This window comes from Bacteroides sp. AM07-18 (assembly GCF_003602695.1).
Taxonomy (GTDB): Bacteria; Bacteroidota; Bacteroidia; order Bacteroidales; family Bacteroidaceae; genus Bacteroides; species Bacteroides uniformis.
The window spans coordinates 114468-137180 of record NZ_QTLM01000010.1; the positions used below are offsets into that span (position 1 = coordinate 114468).

Genomic DNA, 22713 nt, shown 5'->3' on the forward strand with positions numbered 1-22713 from the left:
AATCCCCGGCATTCTCTATTCATACCTAAATGGTCTATTCTTTTCCTATTCTGTCAACAATTCGCCATAACGGCATAAATATAGAAAAATTATAATAAAGAAAATAAGAAATGACGAATAATTTACGAAAAAAGACACAATCCTCACGGACTATGCCTTTCCAATTGCTAACTTTAATTCTTAAATGCTTGTATTAAATCCGCAACATAATAATTACTATGTACGGACAAGCTTCATAATTTCTTCAATCCTTTTACCTCTTCTTTTGTTGCTTCTCGAACACTGATAGCCACCCCTCCACTACTTGCCAAAGGTTGACGCAGCACACTCTTTGACGTTACTATGCCACGACGGATGTCATAGCTCTGCGGATTATCTTTCCAGTCCGCATCCCGACCATCTGCATAAACGGTAACAATATATTTCCTTCCTTCGGGTAAGAAAGAGAAAGGAATAGTTGCCGTACGAGGATGTTCGTCGGTAATAGCACCTACATACCACTCTTGTTTTCCTTTGGCTTGACGAGCCACTGTGATATAATCACCCGGTTCGGCTTCCAGATACCAAGAATTGCTCCAATCCACCGCTACATCCTTAATAAATTGAAACGCATCGGGAAAACGGCGATAATTATCCGGCAGGTCTGCTGCCATCTGTAACGGAGAGGGCATCGTTACATATAGAGCCAATTGTTTTACCAATGTAGTACCCGCCTGACCTTTAGGTTTCGAACTATTATAATACGAAAGTTTTGTCTGGAAAATACCAGGAGTGTAATCCATCGGACCACCCTTCAACCGAGTAAACGGCAAGATACAAGTATGATCCGGATCATTGCCCCCCATAGATTCAAACTCACCACCACGGGCAGATTCTTGCGCTACCCAGTTGGGCCAGGTCCGACACAAGCCGGTGGGACGAACAGCCTCGTGACTATCTACCATAATCTTATAATCAGCAGCACGCTTCACCACATGTATATAATGATTGTTCATCCATTGTGAGGAATGATATTCACTACGGGGAATGATTGAGCCCACATATCCTGTCTTTACAGAATTATAGCCATTATCTACCATAAATTGAAAGGCTACATCCAGCTGCCGCTCATAATCGGCAGCATTAGCAGCCGTCTCATGATGCATGATAATCTTTACCCCCTTTGATTTGGCATAGGCATGTAGTACCGCAACATCAAAGTCCGGATAAGGTTTGTCAAAAAGGAACTGACGATCCTTACGATAGGATGCCCAATCTTCCCAACCTTCATTCCAACCCTCAACCAATACCGCATCAATACCATTCTCCGCCGCAAAGTCTATGTACTCTTTCACATGTTCAGTATTGGCCGGATGATGTCCATTAGGAGTTAACTTTGAATAGTCGGTTATGCCGGGTTTAGCCTTATAATAGTCGCTATATGCCCATGTACCTCCTCCACCAGTAAACATCTCCCACCAGACACCGATAAATTTCTGTGGCTTAATCCAAGAAGTATCTTCCAGCTTACAAGGTTCATTCAGATTAAGAATCAACTGAGAAGCAAGGATGCTACGTGCATCGTCACTAACCATAATTGTACGCCACGGGGTATGCAACGGTAATTGCAGATATCCTTTCTTTCCTAATTTATCGGGAGTAAGATGAGCAGAAAAGTTAAACTCTTTATCATCCACATTCAGCAACATGGCAGAATAATCTACCAAGGCAGCTTCATGAATATTGATATAAAGTCCTTCGGTAGTCTTTATCATAAGGGGTGTTTGTACTGTGAATGAAGTCGCTTTAGCTTCATATCCTTTTTTACGTAGATTACGTTCCATAGCTTCGCGCACTTCGGAAATGGCCGCAGTAGTATAGGCAAACTCATTCGTATCATAATCACCGGGAATGCAATAGAGTGTATGATTACCGGTCAGATTGAATTCCGTCAGTTCGTCTTTTACCGTCAGATAATTCATGGTTTTCTGCTCCGGCAACTCATAACGGAATCCGAGTCCATCGTCAAACAATCGAAAACGTACAATCATCGTACGGTCGTGCTTTGCCGGTTGTGAGAAAGTGACAGTAAGTTCATTGTAATGGTTACGGACTTTTTCATACTCTCCCCATACAGGCATCCAAGTTTCATCAAAAGTAGAATTTGTTGCATCAAGAATCCGGAAGCCATTTGACAAATCCGCTTCTTCCATAAGTATTCCCAAGGCAGAAGGTTCTACAACCGGCTCTCCTTTGTAATATAAGCTATAGACCGGCCCCCCCTCGGAATCAAGCACAACATTGAGTTTCAGATTCCCATTGGGAGATAACAATTCGTGTGCCATCGCCACACAAGCAATTCCCAGAAATACAACTGTTAATAATACATGTTTCATATACATCCGTTATTGTTGATATATAAAATATTGATAAGGTTCCATCGTCATTACTGTAGGCAACTCCACATCCACACCGGCAATCACATCGGTCATGGTCTTGCCAGCATGCTCCATAGGTACTTTCACTTGTACAGACTCATTGGCGGTATTCACCATGACCAACATGCCATGACTGCCTGCTGCCCGATAAAATGAAGCGGCATCTCCGGTAGTATAAACTTCCAGTTCACCACCACGTACACTGCTCGTAGCTTTATAGGCTCTGATGATTTCTGCCATCTCTTGCGCAAAGACTTCATTGGACTTCAAGTCTATAACTCCGTAATTGAAAAAGTTAAGTGACCGCGGATAGGCTACTTCCTGCGAACTATAAATAAGAGGTATCCCCTCGAGCATAGTCGTCAATACAAAAGCAGACATGGCACCACGCTCACCGCCATAACATTCTATCGGTGAAGCCTCACTTGCCTGGTCATGATTAGTAGAATAGCGTAACCGTAACGTACCCTTCGGCATTCCCTCCAATTCGGAAGTATTCATAGCATAAAGGTCAGTAAGTGAGCATTTACCGGCATAATAGTCTTTCAGTTTACTATGGAAGTTCCAGCCGTAGAGCAGATTGAAACCATTGTTCATTAAAGACGTTTTTCCGCCTTCGGCAAGCATCAGCAAATTATTGTCAAGTGTACGGAGCTCGGCGATTGCTTTCTTCCAGAAAGCATCTGGTACCCCCTCGGCATAATCACAACGGTATCCATCAATACCAATTTCTGTTACCCAATACTTCATGGCATCAATCATGGCTTGCTGCATGGTTTCGTTGTCAAAATTCAAGTCAGCAACATCCGCCCAAGGCTGTTCTTGAGGTTGTACCACATTGCCATTTGCATCCTGTGTATACCAATCCGGATGCTCAGTCACCCAAGCATTGTCCCACGAAGTATGGTTGGCAACCCAGTCAAGAATCACTTTCATTCCTTTGGCATGGGCAGCATCTACCAGTTCTTTCAAGTCTTTTTTTGTTCCGTAACGTGTATTCAGCTTTTTATAATCCTTTATACAATAAGGTGAATTCACACTTTTCAGTACTCCCGGCTCATTTACAGGCATCAGCCAAAGCACGGTAGTTCCCAGGCTTTGAATACGGTCAAGCTCTGCTTTGATGGCAGAGAACGCATTTTCTTCGGCAAAAATGCGGGGATTTGCCTCATAAATCACCATATCCGAAGCCATGTATTCTTCCTGTGGGACGGGAATCGGTTCCATGTCACTCTGACTATCACTACACCCCATACAAGAATGTAGCATCGTAAAGAGCAGTGTCGCAATTATTACTTTTTTCATATTTCTACTTTTTATCTATACTTATACTCATTGGCGGAACTGATATCTGCAAAAGGAGCATCCAAACTCTCCAGTGATGGGCATTGGCAGAAAAGATACTAAGACTTAATACTAAAAATCCCGGAAGCCAATACTAAAAAACAAAAGAGCTAAGAGATAACTTCTTCCCAAGGCTTGGGTTTTTTATCCCCAGAATTGGGGTAGAAAAAACAAGACCTGGGACATATATCCGCAAGATTGAAAAGAGATATCCTATCCCCAATCTCATTCCACCAATAGGTCATTTAACATCTTCATTACTATACAAAACTCATTTCAAGAAATTATTCTGATTAGAAACAAAAGCCGCTTCAGATTCCGGTTCAGAGTCTCCGTCCGGATTGTTAGGGTCAATCTCCTCACCAGCTATGTCCGTAATACGGAAATAATAATCTCGATCAAGCGTCACTGCTGCGAGGTCAAATTGTGAGCCTCCATTGTTATTATTCATTATCAGATTGTAAGTCAATCCCTTATTTGCTTCACCTGTATCGTAATAATTATACGTGACACCTTTTATCTCAACACTACCGGTTGGTAATATTCCTGGCCAACTGCCAAAGAGTTCCGGTATATCATTTCCCCACGCATATATGGTTGTTTCTGCCCATCCGGACTGGTCTTCAATAAATATGGCATAACCATCATGGATAACCACTGCATCCGGATCTATTTCCGTCCAACCGCTTTCTGTGATTTCCAAATATATGTCACGGTCAAGAGTAAAGTTCTGTGGTCCATCAAATTGTGAACCTACTCCATTATCGTTAAATATCAAATTGTAAACCAATCCCTTATTTGCTTCACCTGTATCGAAGTATTTATAGGTAATTCCTTTTATCTCAACGCTACCAGTAGGTGAAATACCGGGCCAACCTCCAAAAAGTTCCGGCAAATCATTTCCCCACGCATAAAGTGTCAGTGCATCCCAACCTGTATTGTCCATCACGAACACAGCATAACCGTCATGAATCACTTCACTTGGGTCTTCCGGCTCCTCAAAATAAGCATTCCAGCGGGTTACCGTTATATCAGTGCGAGTACCTACCTTAGCCGAAATTTGATGTAAAGCATCCCCATTCTGCAAAGTACGCTCTATACCTTGTGTCTTAGAAACGAAATAAAAGCCATCGGCAAGTGTCTTTCCATTAACAAAATCTTCCGGATAGAGGTATATGCCCCATTTAACATCATTGTTTGCAGCTTTCTCCATCTGCCACTTAAGGTCTCCGGAAGCAGCATCCTGACCTCCATTGAAATCGCCTGCAATATAAATTATTTCATCGGCACCAGTTCCTTGGGGCATAATCACCTCCAGCAAGATAGCATCGCTACGAAGTTCAAATTGCGGCAACTCATGGTCAAACACAATTTCCTCCTTGTCACAACTACTGATGAAAGCTACAAAAAGCAACAAAAGCCATAGCGGATTACATATATATTTTTTCATTGTTACTATTATTATAGGATGATTAATAATTAGGATTCTGTACCAGTCCCGGATTTACCATAAGGGCAGACTGGGGCAAGGGATACCACTCGTATTTGCGGTCACGTTTAGCCGGATAGCTTAAACCGTCGTCCGTGGCACGGCCAAAGAACCACCATTGCCCTTGCGTAAACTTATCGAAACGACGCAAGTCTGTACGACGACGACGCCCCTCTCCCAAGAATTCAAGTCCCCATTCACTCAACATCCAATCCATATCAAAGGATGTAAAACCAGGACCGGGCTGCTCGAGAGCCGATTTATCTGTAAAATAGCGTGTTTTAACTCTATATACCAGTTCTTTAGCACCTTCCGTATCACCTGCACGCATTTTACATTCAGCAAGAGTATAGACCACTTCACTCAAACGGAATTCCACCTCATCGATGTTTTGGAAATCAATGCCTGCACTCTCCGGATAAACCGGATATCTTACCAAACGGACACCTGAATTCGTTTCACCCCAGCGAGGTGACATGACAGTCTCCAGATTACGTCCTAAATTAAGGAATGTACCCACCTGATCCACATAAACCAAATCCTGACCGTCACGGTCGGCATCTGCTTTCAAAGCCGCACCCTTACCATAGTTGGCTTTAATAGCCCCTTTCAAAAAAATGCCTTGATAGTTTCCTGTTGTTTCATTATACACATAGTTCTGCTTACGGATATCTTTATCGTGGAAACGTTCATAAACTGCTCCTAACTTATCACCGTAGTCAGTAAGAAAGCTCTTAGGATTGTCAGTACCACCATACGGCTGTACATTTCCAGAATTATCCCATGAAGGTGCCAAGCATACACAATTCCATCCGCTCTGGCTGTATGTACCTCCAAAGTAATCCCAACAATTGTAAGGCATGAAAGGCATGTTACGCATCCAACCGGTATTGACCTGACCGACTTCCATCGCCAATGCCATTACAACTTCCGGACATTCTACATTGTTTATCGAATAAATATCGCGATAGTCATCGGTAATGCTGTAAGTACCATAATCGCCATTCAGAATTTTTTGGCAAAGAGTGGCACACTCATTATAACTGTTTTGTTTGATAAACACCTCAGAATTCAGCAACAAGCGCATCTTAATCATACGATTGGCAGCTTGGTTCATGCGGTTGCGAGTCTTTCCAGAACCATCTTCTTTCATAAGATCTGTAACTGACTCATCTAATTCCTGACTGATAAAATCGTAGATAATCTTGCACCCCTTATCAAAATCAGTATCTGCAGAACCAGGGATTTCCGCACCCGAAGAAATGTTCAAGGGAAGTGCTCCACCCCAAATCTCAAAGATATTGTAGTATGCCCAAGCACGCAGGGTACGTACTTCGGCAATATAACTATTCAAAGCATCCTCAGTCATGCGTATAGATGCGGGGCTGATTGCCTGCAAATCTGTAATAAGCGTATTGCAAAGCCCAATAGTGGTCCACGCATTCTCCCAAGTTTGGCGAATAATGGTTGATTCTGACGTCCAGGTATGTGAAGACAAAGCAAACTTCAATGCCTCATCCCATCCCCAAAGTCCACCGTTCCAACTGCGCCATGCCACCTGGTCGGCAGAAAACTCCTGCAAATACCAGAAGTATTCCAAATAACTATATGCAGCTTTCGAATAGATGGCTGCCACTGCCCCCTGAACACTCGTCTCATCTTGATAATAAATTCCGGCATCCACACGATCGAACACTTCCTCGTCCAAATTAGTACAAGAGAAAAGTGAACATGACATAATCATCGCCAATAACCAACGACATTTTATATATTTCATATCTTTCATATTTTTAATAATTTGTTTCTCATTTATTTGAAGCGAAGAGTCACACCTAAACTCAATTGAGTTGCTGTAGGATAAGCACTATTACTATCTACTCCCGGCTGGATACCATTCACGTCTATAATTGAAGGGTCATTACCAGAATATCCGGTCAAGGTAAACAGATTCTTGGCAGACAGATATATGCGCATATTATCCAGTAACTTACGGTTCTTAGGAGTAAAATTATATCCCAAGGTTACATTTTCCAGTTTTATGAAGCTACCATCCTCCAGGAAATAGGAAGATATTACTCCACCACCGGTACGGATATTCTTATCTTCCAGATACGCAGAGCGAAGAACATTATCTGTACCACATCCCTGAAGCCCCATACCATATTTACGCATATTGAATACATCAAAACCGAATGTACCGCGGAAGAATACACTCAAATCAAAATTTCTCCAAGTCAGGTTGTTACTCCAAGACAAGAAGTGCTTGGGAGCACCATTGCCAATATAACGTTTATACTTGGCATCAGCCTGAGAAATCGGTATTTGCTCATCTTTATCATTCAAAATAAGCATATTGCCATTTTCGTCAACACCTGCATATTCATAACCGTAGAACTGCCCTATCTCTCCCCCTTCCTGCACACGGAAGAAATATTCGCTGGAACCAGTACCCGGTTTTAAGTAAAGGTCGAGATAAGATGCCTTGTAAATATCGTTAGAAAGTTTGGTCAACTTAGTCTTCCCATAAGAATAATTGATTCCGCTCGTCCACTTCACTGCTGTTTTAGTAAGGATATCACCATCCAAAGATACTTCTATACCGGTATTTTTCGTTGTTCCAACGTTAACCAAAATAGTGGAATAGACAAAAGGCGGTTGAGGTGCCGTGTACGTATAAAGTAAGTCTTTAGAACTACGGTCAAAATACTCCACTGAACCACGTAAACGATTCCATAGAACAAAATCAACACCCAGATTAATCGCAACGCTCTTTTCCCAAGCCAAATCAGGATTAGCATTACTAGAGGGAGCATAGCCCGTTACCCAACGCCCGTCAAAGAGATAACTACCATTGGTATTGTAAGTAGAAAGTGATTTATAAGCATCAAAATCCGAACGACCGGTAATTCCGAAAGAAACACGCGGTTTCAAACTGGTCAACACTTTCCGGGTATTCTTCATAAAGCCCATCTCCATCATTTCCCAAGCCAAAGAAGCTGCTGGGAAGTACCCCCACTTTTGGTTAGCACCAAATTTGGAAGAGCCTTCATAGCGCAACGAAGCCGATGCAAAAAGCATATCCTTCCAATTATAGTTCAACCGACCAAAGAAGCCAATAAGTGTCGATTCAGAGCGACCGCTATATAAACTTGCCAAACCATCCTTCAGATAAGAGCCACTGCCCAAATCCCAATATTTCGTATTATCAAAAGAGAAGTCGTTGTTACTACCACCAATCTGTTCCCAGATAGACTTCTCATAAGTATAGCCCACTACAGCCTTAATATTGTGGTCGCCCAAGTTCAGTGCATAATTTCCCAACCACTCCAATCGATTGGTGTACCATTTCTGATACTTCATTTCCGCACGTCCTTTATAACCATTCCAATAGGACTCCGAACCGGCAGACGAAGCATAATATTGTTGCTTCATGTCATTGTAATGCAATGAGTAACTTAATGTTGTATTCAACAAATGCTTTTCTGTCTGCAAAATATTCAGTTTAGCCTCAGCCGTACCCAACAAATACATACGCTGGCCGTTGTTATCTCTCAAAGCAAGCTCCGCAACCGGATTGGTTGCACCCGTAGGAGAAGTAGGCTGATAATACGAACCGTCTGCATTATATACCGGCATTGTAGGATTCATTGTGAGTGCCCTATCGAAGAAACCATCATTTCCCCAGGTTTCATTTACACGACGTGCACTCAACGAACCGTTGAATTGTAAGCGATTCTCCAGTACACGCTGTTCCATAGAAAAACGACCTCCAAATTCTTCACGACCACTCACGATGTCAAGTCCATTGGCACTTTTGTAATTGAAGGAAGCACCATAGAAACCATTCTTTGTGCTACCATCAATAGATATATATTGGTTTGTGTCGTATGCTACATCACGAGTAATCAGTCCATACCAGTCAGTGTCGGCTCCATAGTCTGTACCTCGTCTCGAACGACGGAATTCATCAGCCGACAGAATATCCGGAGAGGGCTTAGCTACATTAAAAGCGATGTAACTGTCATATGTGACTACCGTTTTTCCAGCTTCACCCGAGCCACGTTTCGTTGTAACTAAAATCACACCATTAGCACCTCGCGTTCCGTAAATAGCAGCTGAACCCGCATCTTTCAATACCGTAATAGATTCAATATCCTGTGCAGCGATGTTACGGATATCGCCACCTGCCACACCATCTATAACAATCAAAGGACTATTACTTGCTGAAACAGATGTTGCACCACGTACTTGTAATGAAGAACTGGAGTTAGGATTGGCAGCTGCCTGCGTATTGACATTCAAGCCCGCGACTTTTCCCGATACCATTTCCATCGGGTTATTCATAGCCCCCAAATTAAAATTTTTCTTATCCACTTGTACAATGGAACTGGAAACTTCTTTTTTACTCAATGAACCGTAACCCACTACTACAACTTCTTCCAACACCTGCTGGTCATCATGCAAGACAACATCAATCTTGTTTCTACCGGATACGTTCAGTTCCTGCGTTTGGTAACCTACATAAGAAAAAATAAGTATTGCATCAGGATTGACATTCAATAACACATAGTTACCGTCAATGTCAGTTATCACCCCCGAAGTTGTACCCTTTACCAATACACTTGCACCGATAAGACCTTCACCCGTTGCATCGGTCACCTTTCCTTGTACCTGAAGTTGTTGCGCAACAGCAACACCAGTCATCATAAGAAAACCCAGTAAAAGGATCATGCGCTTTTTAAGGCATCTCTTTAGACTTTTCTTTTTCATCTTATTAGAAATTAGTTAAACAATAAATAGATTGATGCAAATGTATTATCAAAACAAACGCACGATTTGGGCTGAGATAAAAATCTAAAGTCCTACAACAGGCAATCAACTATAATACAACGCATTACAAAAATGCTATTGCTACTAATTTCTAAATCATTTCTAAACTTTTTAAGGCAGAAGAAAGCCTCAAAAGGAGGATAAAATCAAAAAGAAGTTATTTTCATCACTCGTTCTTCAAAGTCCTCTTTACAAAGAGACTTGTTTTTTAGCTTGGAACGATAAGTATAGATGGTAGTTATGGAATAACGCAAAAATTCTGCAATACGCGCACTGTCTGTAATACCTAAACGAATCAGTGCAAATATGCGCAGTTCGGTAACAAGCAATTCTTCATTTTTAGGATGCAATTGTTCTTCAACTGGCAACAAACGATTAAATTCTTCTACAAAGTTAGGGAATATCTTAAGAAAAGATACATCGAAATTGTGATAGAACTCTTTCAACTCTTGATTTATGAAACGGCCGGACTTCAATGTACGATATAACTCCTCAAGTTTACCGGCAGCAGCCTGCTTGTTCAACATGCGGCGATATTCTTCCATCTTACTTATATAGGAGGAACTTAAACTGAGGAAACGTCCCAAATACTCTTCCTTAATGTGGTTGGCTTCCGTAAGAGTCTGATTAGTATGCAATAATCGTTCATTAGCCTCATGTTGAGACTTGTTCAGCTTCTTCAATTCACTATTCAATATACTCAATTGGGAATTGGCAGCAACAACTTTTTTACGGGCATAAGACAATTTTTTCATTTGCCATAGCACACACAGTACTGTCAATAGAAGGAAAACAGAAAGGATACATATGCCTGTAATAAACATTCTCTGCCGCTGTTGCTGTATTTCCTTTTCTTGCTGATAAGCACGATCTATGAGCGGAAGCATCTTGGAATTCTGCGAACTACGCAACCGAGTAGTATAATAATTAGCATCTTCCATACTAATCTTGATATAGTGATTAGCACGTTCCAAATCGCCCATTCCATAAAGTAATTCCGCTAATGCGCACAAAGAATAATTTTCTTTCACCACTGCCCTAATGTCAGCAATGGCACTGCTAATACGTGCTTCCATTTCTTTCTGCTTGTTCCCCACGACATGATAAGCAAAAGCCAGAATTGAAGTAGCTACTGCATACTCACGCGTATTGGATTTCAACCGAGGTAAAAAATTCTTCAATAAACATATAGCCTCCTGACTTTTTCCCTGGTCAATGAGCTGAGGTGCATGCACGACTACATATCTATAAGTATCTTCCGGTACTAGGCTGATTATAGAATCCCTATACAAATTTGCTATCCGAAGATAATTGTTCACGTAGTTCCGATCAGTGGCGTACTCTGCCTGATAGAGATATAGGTTTTCAAAACATACATAATAGTCCACTATATTTTCACCCTCCAACGTGTTACGAGGAAGCGATTTCAGCAATTCCATTGCTTCAACAAAAAGGCCCGAAGTATTTAGAATATGTACTTTATTTAATATAGAACTATTTATCCATTGCCTATTATTTAGCCGTGTGGCAATAAGAATATTTTCATTTATATAATGTAATGCAGAATCACTAATATAAGAATTATATTCGGCAAAAAGACGATTTTGTATCAGATAACGCTCCATGTCAGTAAGCCTCCCTTGCTTCAACTCATCCTTTATCAAAGAAATATACCGTTCTTTTTCTTCCTCGTATTGTCTACGCATCACGATAGTCTTATCCAGAACAGACAAAAGGCTATCTATTGCAGATGCATACATACCAAGCGAACATGGCAACAGCATTATTATTAAAATCAAGATACGCATCATAGGTTAACATTGTGACATAACTTCGCAAAGTTACAATTTTCTTCTGTTATGAAAATACGATTTTAGTATTTTCTTTGGCATTATAAGTCGTACATCATAGGGATTATACATCTACCGAAATTCATATTTCCTCTACTTCGGATAGCTTTTAAAGCTTTTATGGCAGTTTTCAAACCTCCTTCTGCCTAATAATGGCTAACATTGCAACCGAAACCAAAGGTTGACATCAACATGAGAAAGACATTATTATTTTTATACCTTTTATCTCTCGGCAGTATTGCCGCATACGGTCAGACACGTCTGACCCAAGACCCCAAACTGGAACGACAACTCCACGAAAGCGGACTGATACATCAACCCCTCCCCCTGGATATTGAAAACTCTTTCGAAACCAACGGATGGAAAAAGGAGGTCTTGCAAAGCGCTCCTCTCACCCGCTCGGCAGGTACAGAGGGATGGAGTCATTCCGGCGCAGGAAGCATGTCCTTCAGTACGGAAAAGACCGTTTCCGGCAAAGGCAGCATCAAACTGCAATTCCCCACATTCACCGGGAAAAGGGCGACCGGCTCTCCTTCCGACCCAGACTATGCCACCTACGGAAACAGCAGTGTTACCTATCATCTAGACGGCGCCAATCTGGAGAAGTACAACCGCATCGTATTCTCCATCTATCCCGATTGCGACGGCGCGCGCATCGTCAACATGAACCTCACGTTTCGCAATGCAGATACTCCTGCCAAGAAAGGATATAATCAGCCTTCGGGTTCACACCTCATTAACCTTATTAATAAGGAGTGGAACCAATGCTTCCTCGAAATAGACGAGTATCAGCGCGACAAGGTGATATCCATCACCTTCAGCACAGCCCTCAAAGGCAAAGACCGGACTACAGGAGATTCAGCTATCTACTACCTGGACAATCTACAACTGCAAACGGTGAAAGCCCCTGAGAAAGTCAGCGGATGGATACCTGCCGATGGAAAAATCTCCTACTCGACAACCGGCTATGCCGTCAACCACCCCAAAACCGCCCTCATCAACACAAACCTCACCATAGACGCCGGAAAGCGCTTCCAACTGCTTACCCCAACCGGAGAAATAGCTTACGAAGGAGACATCCGAAAAGAGAAAACCACTCTCGGAGAATTTGGCCTTATTGATTTCACCTCCTTCAATAATCCCGGAGAGTATCAGCTGAAGGTCGGAACATCGCTAACTCCCACCTTCCGGATTGGAGAAAGACTTTGGGAAGATTCACAATGGAAAGTGCTGAACTTCATCTTCTGCCAGCGCTGTGGACATCCGGTTCCCGGCAAGCATTCCACCTGCCACGTAGACCTCATGTCCCGACATGACGGACGCAGCATCTCCTACTCCGGCGGATGGCACGATGCAGGAGACTTGTCCCAGCAAACCTTGCAGACGGGAGACGTGACCTTTGCTCTGCTCGAAGCCTATAATAAACAAAGAAATATCAACCCAGCCCTCGCCGCCCGCCTGCGTGAAGAGGCGGAATGGGGAGTAGAGTTCATCCTAAAGAACCGCTACGGCGATGGTTACCGCGCCAGCAGCATGGGATTGCTTATCTGGCAAGACGGTGTGTTCAATACATTGGACGACATATCTTCCGTACGTGTACAGAACATGGCATTTGACAACTTTCTCTATGCCGGATACGAAGCTTACGCCTCCATGACGCTGGACAACGACCCGATGCTGCAGGAATACCTATTGCGCGTGGCCGAAGAAGATTTCGCTTTTGCTATGGAGAAGTTCAAAAAAGATGGCTTCGACCAGTTCGTCCAGCCTTACGAACACAGTTACAACACTTCGAAAAGTCAGTATATGGCTACCATCTCCTGGTCGGCAAGCCAATTATACAAGCTGACCGGAAAACCTTCTTATGCGGACATCGCCGCCGAATACATCCGCTACACCCTCGACTGCCAGCGCACGGAACCGCTGAAAGACAAAGACGGGACACGCGGATTCTTCTACCGGGACAAATCCCGCAAATCCATCGTACATTACATACACCAGTCGCGCGAGCAGGTCTATATGCAGGCCATGGTGATGCTTTGCGAAACCCAGAAGGAGCACCCCGATTATCCTAAATGGGTGAATTCCATACAACTATATGGAGAGTATCTGAAAGGAATGATGAAGTATACCCATCCCTACGGTATGATTCCAAGCGGTGTTTACCATGCAGAGGAATATAAGGATACCACCAACTTCTACGCCCTCCATCTGTTTCCCCCTGCCAATGCCAAGGAACTGTACACGGAACAGATTAAACGAGGAGTACAACTGGACAAAGAGCACTACATGAAACGTTTCCCCGTGTGGTTCAACATTTTCAACGGCAATACCGCCATCCATCTTTCCAACGGAAAGTCCGCCGCCATCTGCGGAAACTTCCTGAAGGACAAGGAACTGCTCAACATCGGTCTGGAACAGTTGTACTGGACCGTAGGCAAGAATCCTTTCGGACAATCCTTGATTTATGGAGAAGGACACAACTATCCGCAACTGAATACCTTCTCTTCGGGAGAAATGACAGGAGAGATGCCCGTTGGTATCCGTACCCTGGGTAACGACGATGTCCCCTATTGGCCGCAAACCAACAATGCCTGTTATAAAGAGGTATGGATTACCTCGGCAGGCAAATGGCTGTCTCTGATTGCGGAATATTAGATAATGGAGAATTAATAACTTATAAATTATAAATTACAAATTATGAAACATCTGTTTATTTTATTGTTTACGGCTTGCACCCTGCTGACGTACGCACAAGTCCCCGAAGGTTATCCGGCAAACTATGCCAAAGCTCCTCGCTTCAAGGCCTTGATTTATTACACGCAACATGCGGAAGAAGCACACGTACAATTTGCAGAACAAGCAACCACTTTCTTCAAGAAGCTCAATTACGGTGACGGCTTTGTTCTGGATATTACTACCGATTTTTCAAAATACCCATACGAGAAACTGAAAGAATACAATGTCATTATCATGCTTAACACATCCCCCAACACCAAGGCCGAACGCGATGCTTTTGAGCAATACATGGAAAACGGAGGCGGTTGGGTAGGTTTCCACGCAGCTGCCTACAACGACAAAAACACGCATTGGCCCTGGTTCGTTAAGTTTCTTGGTGGTGGGGTGTTCTATTGCAACAACTGGCCTCCCCAGCCGGTATTGGTCGAAGTCGACAACGAAGAACATCCCGTTACCAAGAATCTGCCTGCATCATTCGTGGCTCCCGCCAGCGAATGGTACCAATGGACTCCCAGCCCCCGCCAGAACAAGGACGTAGAAGTACTCTTGTCCCTATCTCCCAAGAACTATCCACTGGGTATCAAGGATGTAGTGAATTTTGGCGACTTCCCCATCGTATGGTCCAACAAGAATTACAGAATGATTTACCTGAATATGGGACATGGTGACGAAGAGTTTATCGACGGTACACAGAACCTGCTATTGGTTAATGCTTTCCGCTGGGTAGTGAGCAAAGACAAGAACGGTGACCCGTTCCTCAAATGAAACAACTCCCATAACAGTAATCAAAAGAATAAAATAGGATAGTATTCTTCAAATCTTCTCCAAAATACAACACTTTTATGCCGAAACAGATACTTTTCGAAGGAAAAGGTATCTGTTTCGGTTGTTTCATATAGATACCCTTGCTGGTCCCGACAAGTTGGAATGATAGTTTCCTATAGTCGAAACCAAGAGTTTTAACCTTTGAAACGAATGGTTTTATCGAAAGAAACTTTTGGTTTTGCTTGTTGAAACCAATAGTCTTACTTGTCGAAACTTTTCGTATTTAGTCTTGAAACTAAAAGTTTCATGCTGAGAACTAAGATTATAACTATTTCAACGACCCACGAAACAAGTATGCATACCATCTTTTACAAAAATTGGAAAGCGTGATGGATGGTTGTAATGTTTTTTATCTATCACAGGTATCCATCACATTCTAATTAACTTATAATCAAAAGAATAATCTCTTCGCGTGACAGCATGACAGATGTTTTGCCGAAATAAACTTTAGTGAGAGATACCGCCACTGCCTACACATAAAAATCCCCAGTATTTCAAAAGGAAATACCGGGGACTCTTCAGAAAGAAAACCAATCTAAACTTATAACCAGCCAGGGTTCTGTGTCAAGCCACCTTTAGCTCTATCCATTTCCGACTGGTCAATCGGGAAGTACCTAAACTTCTCCGTCCAACCTTTGTTACCTAAAATCTCTGTTCCTTTATCGAAACGCAGAATGTCAAACCAACGCTGCATTTCATCCATAAACTCATACCCACGCTCTTCAAAAAGAATATCCAACAACTCCTGCTTGCTCTTTCCCGCCAAGTTGATACGATGCTCTTTGTCTTTGAAAGCGCGGTCTCTGACCTGGTCAAACCAGCCTTGCGCATCGGCACTGGCAGTTCCGTTGATGCGTACATCAAGCTCCACAGCCAGCAGCAAAACATCGGCATAACGGTAAATACGCCAAGAGTTATAATAGTTATCCGTAGGGTTCACCGTAGACGTCGTCTCCTTTCTCGGATGAATCTTATAGTGCCCCAGGCCTTCGTAATTTTCCTGCTGGTCACTGACTTGGAAAGCACTTCCTGCCGGCAGTTCACCTTTGGCCACCATTTCTGCCACTTTCTTAGCCTCGTCCGCATAGACAATGACTGTTCCTTCTCGGCGCGTATCGCCTTCCTTAAACATGTTGTAAACGGAACTCGGCATGGTATTCTGCCCATAACCTTCGCCCAAGCCGCCCTGCTCGGCACTTCTCGGGTCAACAATGTTACGACCACCCAAAGAACGTGCAAGACCAAACCCTTCACCGGAGTTATTGCCGGCATAACATACCTCAAAGATAGATTCCGCACACCATTCTCCGTCTTTCACCCATAAGCTTTGATAATCAGGGTTCAACTGGTATCTTCCACTGGTGATTATTTCTTTCATGTCATTCAATGCCACCTGATATTTAGTCTCATCACGATGGAACAAAATAATTTTAGCACGAAGCAGCTTGGCAGCATCCCGGCAAACGCGTCCCTGCTGTGTAGCACTGCGCTGGGGCAGATACTTAGTCACTTCGTCATCCAAGTCACCCATCATAAACTCATAAATTTCTTCACGGGTTCCTTTGGCAACGCTATACATTTCACTGGCTGCCAGATAATGTTTGATAAGCGGGAATTGCTCATACCCCATAAACAGATGGTAATAGAAAATGGCACGGTAAAAGCGCGCTTCGGCAGAAATGGAATTGACAAAGTCTGCACTGAGGTTGCATCCAGCCAATTTGTCAATCAACAGATTGGCAGCAATGACTCCATTGAACAAGCCAAAATCCCACTCATTCCACCAAGAACCATATCCCCATGCACCGAAACAAGAAGTCGCGTCATAGGTAAAAGTATCCCATTTCGTCTTGTAAGACCCCTCACCGATACCACCGCCGGTTTCGGACTCATCACCCAGCAAAGAAGAGTAAGACCAAACCTCCGGCATACGGGTCTGCATTTCATTCATCACGGCATACAAGCCCTTCATCATATCGTCTTCCGTCTTATAGAATTCGGTTTCCGACACCTGAGTTCTCGGATTCACTTCCAGAAAATCTGAACAAGCTGTGGTCGACAAAGCCATCGCACCCAAAGCCAATACCTTTAATATCTTATTCATTGTATCTAATTTTTAGGTTAATCAAAATGTAATATTCGCACCGATAGTATAAGTACGTGCTTGCGGATATGTTCCCCCGTCAAATCCATCACGTGTTCCCACTTCAGGATCATAACCGCTATAATTGGTGATTGTAAACAGATTCTCGCCCTGCACAAAGAAACGCAGCCCCTTGATGCCGACACGCTGCAACATCTGTCCGGGCAGACTGTAACCTATCTGCAACACTTTCAAACGCATATACGATCCATCTTCTACAAAGAAGTTTGAAACCTGATAGTTATTGTTGTCACCATCTATGATACGTGGTACCCAATTGGAAGTTCCTTCACCGTGCCAACGGTTCAACCAGGATTTGTCGTAGTTACCAAAAGTCACGTTGGAACGTCTGTACAGTTTATAAATATCGTTTCCGATACTTCCTTGAAAGAATGCACTGAAATCCAGCCCCTTCCAATCGGCAGAGAGCGTAAATCCATATGTCCAGTCGGGATTCGGCTTACCTATCATAGTACGGTCATCGCCATTAAGACCATTTTTACCGTCCAAATCTTTAAAACGGATATCTCCGGGCTTGGCATTCGGTTGTATCAACTGAGTCTTTCCGTTAGAATCTACGTAAGTATAGCTGTCTATCTCCTGCTGATTCTGGAAAATGCCATCATGCAAGTAACCGTAGAAGAAGCCGTACGGACGCCCGTTCTCTCTCCAACTGACCTGACCGCCCATACCACCACCGATATTATTGAGACCGACGCGGTCGGGGCCTTGGTCTGTTACGGTATTCTTCACATAAGAAGCATTTCCATTGATACCCAGATTCACTTCACCCACCTTAAAGCGATAGGACGCTTCGAACTCGATACCTTCGTTCTTCACTGTACCCGAATTGACCGTCATACTGCCATAACTGGTATAAAGAGGAATTGGCATGGAAAGCAGCATGTCCTTCGTCTTCTTCACGAAATAGTCGGCAGAGAATGTCAATGCACTGTTGAAGAAACGCAAGTCAATACCCAAGTCGGTCTGTTCGGAGGTCTCCCATTTCAAATCAGCATTGGCATAGCCACTGGGCAGCATGCCCGTATATACCTTTCCATTTATGACTGCATTCTTACCCTGACTCATCATACTTGTATAGGCAAAGGAGCCGATGCGTTCGTTACCGTTCTGTCCCCAGCTCAGACGTATCTTGGCAAAATCCAACCAGGAAGGTCTGTTCTCCATGAACTTCTCACGGGTCAACACCCAACCCAAAGAAACCGAAGGGAATGTAGCATACTGGTGGTCACGACTGAAGTTTGACGAACCGTCCCGTCTCACTACCGCTTCGAACAAATACTTTTCATCATAATTATAATTGATACGTCCGAATATGGATGCAATACGGTGATCTTCCGCCCCACCCCATACTTTGGACTGTTCTTCGGGCGCTGTGGCCGTGTCTATATATCCCTTGTCTATATCCACCACCAGCAGATTATAATCTTCCGCTTCCAAATTGGAGTAATGGTAGGAAGACATACTTGTACCGAACAGTGCACCTATATTATGACGGCCGAAAGACTTTGTATACGACAGTACATTTTCCCACTGCCAATAGGAAGACTCCCTTTTCTTATCCTCTACCTTGGAAGTGGCATTCTTACTGGTAGCATTTAGCTCGTAGACCGGAGTTACATTCTTGATGGAATTGAACACCCATTCCGCACCATAGGTAGTCTTGAACTTCAAGCCTGGCAACAAGTCGACATCAAGGTTAAAGTTCGCACCGAAATTCTGAGGCATAGTCCTCTGGTTATGACTGACCTGCATGGCTGCCAGCGGATTGGTTATTTCACGCATCTCGATGATATTGTATGCCAGGCCGTTGGGAGCAATGACATGATTTGGATAAGTTACGGCATATTGCTCCAGTATAGCAGGGTCGGTCTGATAAACCGGCTCGGTAGGAGGCAACATATTCATGGAAGTAATCAAGCCCGCTGCTTCACTATTGCCAATAGTATTACCAGTCTGGATTGACTTGGAATAGCTTGCAATTGCACCAAAACTAATCTTATTCAACCAATTTCGTGATTTCGTGTCCAGTAATACATTATTGTAATTCAAGCGTACATTGTAGCGTTCATAATCAGTATGTCCTTTGGCATAAATACCTTCTTGCTTTACATAACCGAAAGAAGCATAATAGGTAGAGTTGTCCGTACCTCCACTCAACGAAACCTTGTGGTTCATAATAGGAGCATTCTTGTTCTGCAGTTCCTTTTGCCAGTCGGTATTGACGCTGGAAACAGTCGGGAAATAAGGGTCTTTACCTGCATTGGCAGCCATTTCATTCATCAACATCTGATAATCCGCACTACCCAGCAAATCCACCTTCTTGGAAGGATTCTGAATACCATACGTAAATTCATAGTTCAAAGTAGCCTTCCCTTTAGTACCCTTCTTCGTAGTTATTAGCACAACACCGTTAGCACCACGGGCTCCGTAAATAGCGGCGGAAGCTGCGTCTTTCAGCACTTCAATAGACTCAATATCAGAAGGATTCAAATGACTGATACCACTTTCAGACGGCATGCCGTCTACTATATAAAGCGGATCGGAGTTGTTGACCGTACCGGTACCCCGAATACGAATCTTTGATTCCGCACCGGGCTGACCTGAATTAGAGATAATCTGTACACCGGAAACTTTACCTTTCAAAGCATTCTGAATATTTGTAGGATTACCTTTATCCAACTCTTCACTGGTAACACGGCTCACAGCAGACGAAAGTACACTCTTCTTTTGTACACCATAGCCTACTACAACTACCTCGTCCAGCAACTCAGAAGAATCAGTAAAACGGACTTTCAGATTTGTATCTGCAGCAGTCAGTTTATACTCAATAGGCTCATAACCGATAAAGGTGAAGACCAACACATCACCCACAGAAGCTTTCAGACTGAAATTCCCATCAATATCCGTCACAGTACCCACAGCCGGATTACTTTTCATACTGACATTAGCACCCGGAACCGTTTCTCCGGAAGGGTCATAAACGACACCCTGCACATTAATTTGTTGTGCGAAGAGCTGCAAAGTGCAACTGAGAATGCAAAGCAGCAAAAGGACTCTTTTTCTTTTCATGATAATAGTATTAGTTTATAAAATAGGAAGTTATTCATATTGTATTGATACAAATTCCAATACTTCGATAAGCGAAATTACGTACTAAACAAGAAATGGAAGTTGAATATTTCTCATAAGGAGTTCATTTACTAACACATCCATAAAAAACGTTTTATTTTAAACTTAAAGTGATAAAGTTTAAACCCATAAAAAAACGGATACGTTTCTGTACGTACCCGTTTTCTTCCAAATCCATTGATTATAAAAAGTATTACCTTTCTAAAGTCCAGTTAATGGCATTTCTGAACATGGTCGTAAACCCTTCCGTTTCGTACAACTTACTACTATGCCCTATCTGGAAATAAACATTGCGTGCCTTTTTGTTTTCATTGACCCAAACCACCGGATGATCGCCCATCTTGATGTCCGACGCAGGCGTGTAGCTCGACTCATCCACATTGGCCAGTACATGTACATTGGGACGCGGACTCTTGTCATAAATATACCACTCGTCATCGGGCACAACGAAAGAGGCCGGAACACCCTTCATTACCGGATGCTGCTCATCTTCTACAATCAGCGTACCGTCGGCCAGCGGAGCTATGTAATTCTTGAAACGCACGCCACCCATAAAATCAGAGAACCATTGCCACATGGGATAACCGTCAAACTCGCCCAGCAAAGTGGCATGATGGAAACCAATCCAGCCGCCATGCCCTTCTTCTATATACTTGACGAACGCATCTTCCGCTTCCTTCGGCCAAGTATAAGGCGGGAAATCCAATTGAATAACCAGGCTGAACTGCGACAAGTAAGCCTCCGTTATGTTCCTGGCATTGTTTATCTCGGTAATACTGAAATTCCCCTTTGCACCTTCGGCCGCCAACCACCTCAAACCGGCATCCGTAAATCCTCCGTGCTGTCCGCCACGTTCCGTCAACACCAGTACCTTCGCCTTGTGCGGCTTGCCCAACAGGTTTTCTGCTACCGTACGGCGCAAATCACCCTGCTCATTGTCTCCGCTATAATCCCAATACATGCCTCCCAGCAAATCTTTATCCAGAATATACTGACACTTGATGGCAAGTGAACGGGGATTCTCAAAACCAAATACCAACGTATCATTCTTATCGGCCAGATAAGGCACTTGAGCCACCTCATCCCACTTTTCAGTATATTGGGTATCCGTATTCCCTACCTTATTATAGTCTTGGAAGCTGGGATAACCGTCACCTCCACGACCATAGAAGGGCATACCCATCACCAGCTTGGAAGGCGGTACGCCCGCTTTCAAGTGTGCAGTAACGGCACCGTCCGAAGTAATGTCACCGCTATGTCCCGACGGATAAAGCGCCGAATGGTGCTTGGGAGCAGAAGCCATGTCATAAGCCATGATATTCACAAAATCGACGGAAGGCAAGATAGCCTTGAAGTCAATGTAACGGGCAGAAGCTACGGTGGCAAGTGTCAGTTCCTTTTCATTGCCGATGGCAGCTCTGATATCCTGCATCAGAAGTGTAAAATTCTCCGTATCGTCCGGTGACGAAGATATATTTGCCATAGAGCTGGTGGGATATTCCCAATCGATGTCAATGCCATCCAAAGCGAACTCCTTCACCACACGGGCACAGTCCGCGACAAAAGCACGGCGATATTCATCATTGGCAGCCATCTCACTGAAACGTCCGCTTCCCCAGCCGCCGATGGAAAGCAGCACTTTCAGTTCCGGCTTCTGTTTCCTCAAATCAACAATCTGTCTCAAACGTTCCTCATTATCAATCTTGACACCGTTAAAGCTCTCGTTTACATGACCGAACGCATAGTTGATATGCGTCATGTACTGCGGGTCGGGCATCACCTCACTCCACGAAGTGACATAAGCAACCACAACCTTTGAATCGCGGGAAGCCGCAACGACCTCTTCTCCCGACTTAACGCTACCGCATGAAACCAATACGCCCAAAGCGGCAGCCATCATCATTCTAATTTTTTTCATAAGTA

Annotated in this window: 11 protein-coding genes; 2 read left to right on the plus strand and 9 right to left on the minus strand. The window is 43.5% G+C overall.

The genetic code is table 11. The features are described from left to right. Positions 1 to 233: 233 nt before the first annotated feature. The 6 genes from DW096_RS13050 to DW096_RS13075 all read right to left on the minus strand — a co-directional run bounded on the left by DW096_RS13050 (position 234) and on the right by DW096_RS13075 (position 11891). The gene (locus DW096_RS13050; RefSeq protein WP_016272962.1) at positions 234 to 2381 is read right to left on the minus strand and encodes a glycoside hydrolase family 97 protein; all 2148 of its coding nucleotides are present in this window, start codon (positions 2379 to 2381) and stop codon (positions 234 to 236) included. A 3-nt stretch (positions 2382 to 2384) separates the two neighbouring features. Continuing rightward, on the minus strand, positions 2385 to 3722 hold the full coding sequence (locus DW096_RS13055; protein WP_117719932.1) for an alpha-amylase family glycosyl hydrolase: 1338 nt from the start codon (positions 3720 to 3722) through the stop codon (positions 2385 to 2387). A 310-nt stretch (positions 3723 to 4032) separates the two neighbouring features. Next, positions 4033 to 5211, minus strand: coding sequence for a hypothetical protein (locus tag DW096_RS13060; RefSeq protein WP_117703655.1), 1179 nt, complete (start codon positions 5209 to 5211; stop codon positions 4033 to 4035). A 22-nt stretch (positions 5212 to 5233) separates the two neighbouring features. Next, positions 5234 to 7027 (minus strand): RagB/SusD family nutrient uptake outer membrane protein, encoded by a 1794-nt coding sequence (locus tag DW096_RS13065; protein ID WP_005833034.1) that lies wholly within the window; start codon positions 7025 to 7027, stop codon positions 5234 to 5236. Positions 7028 to 7059: 32 nt separating this feature from the next. Further along, positions 7060 to 10020, minus strand: coding sequence for a SusC/RagA family TonB-linked outer membrane protein (locus DW096_RS13070; RefSeq protein ID WP_005827017.1), 2961 nt, complete (start codon positions 10018 to 10020; stop codon positions 7060 to 7062). Between the two features lie 206 nt (positions 10021 to 10226). Beyond that, positions 10227 to 11891 carry a DUF6377 domain-containing protein gene (locus DW096_RS13075; protein ID WP_057252386.1) on the minus strand — a complete coding sequence of 555 codons (1665 nt, stop codon included), beginning with the start codon at positions 11889 to 11891 and terminating at the stop codon, positions 10227 to 10229. 231 nt (positions 11892 to 12122) lie between these two features. On the opposite strand from DW096_RS13075, the gene DW096_RS13080 reads away from it, so the two are divergent. Together DW096_RS13080 and DW096_RS13085 are read left to right on the plus strand one after the other, a co-directional pair. Further along, positions 12123 to 14588, plus strand: coding sequence for a glycoside hydrolase family 9 protein (locus DW096_RS13080; protein ID WP_098031946.1), 2466 nt, complete (start codon positions 12123 to 12125; stop codon positions 14586 to 14588). 42 nt (positions 14589 to 14630) lie between these two features. Continuing rightward, positions 14631 to 15434: a ThuA domain-containing protein gene (locus DW096_RS13085; protein WP_022401156.1), complete on the plus strand. Its 804-nt coding sequence runs from the start codon at positions 14631 to 14633 to the stop codon at positions 15432 to 15434. Between the two features lie 601 nt (positions 15435 to 16035). Here the strand turns inward: DW096_RS13085 and DW096_RS13090 are convergent. The 3 genes from DW096_RS13090 to DW096_RS13100 all read right to left on the minus strand — a co-directional run bounded on the left by DW096_RS13090 (position 16036) and on the right by DW096_RS13100 (position 22708). Then, positions 16036 to 17598: a RagB/SusD family nutrient uptake outer membrane protein gene (locus tag DW096_RS13090; RefSeq protein ID WP_044468636.1), complete on the minus strand. Its 1563-nt coding sequence runs from the start codon at positions 17596 to 17598 to the stop codon at positions 16036 to 16038. Between the two features lie 21 nt (positions 17599 to 17619). Further along, the gene (locus tag DW096_RS13095) at positions 17620 to 20730 is read right to left on the minus strand and encodes a TonB-dependent receptor (protein WP_120028845.1); all 3111 of its coding nucleotides are present in this window, start codon (positions 20728 to 20730) and stop codon (positions 17620 to 17622) included. Positions 20731 to 20983: 253 nt separating this feature from the next. Beyond that, positions 20984 to 22708 (minus strand): glycosyl hydrolase family 18 protein, encoded by a 1725-nt coding sequence (locus tag DW096_RS13100; protein WP_118930904.1) that lies wholly within the window; start codon positions 22706 to 22708, stop codon positions 20984 to 20986. Positions 22709 to 22713: the final 5 nt, after the last annotated feature.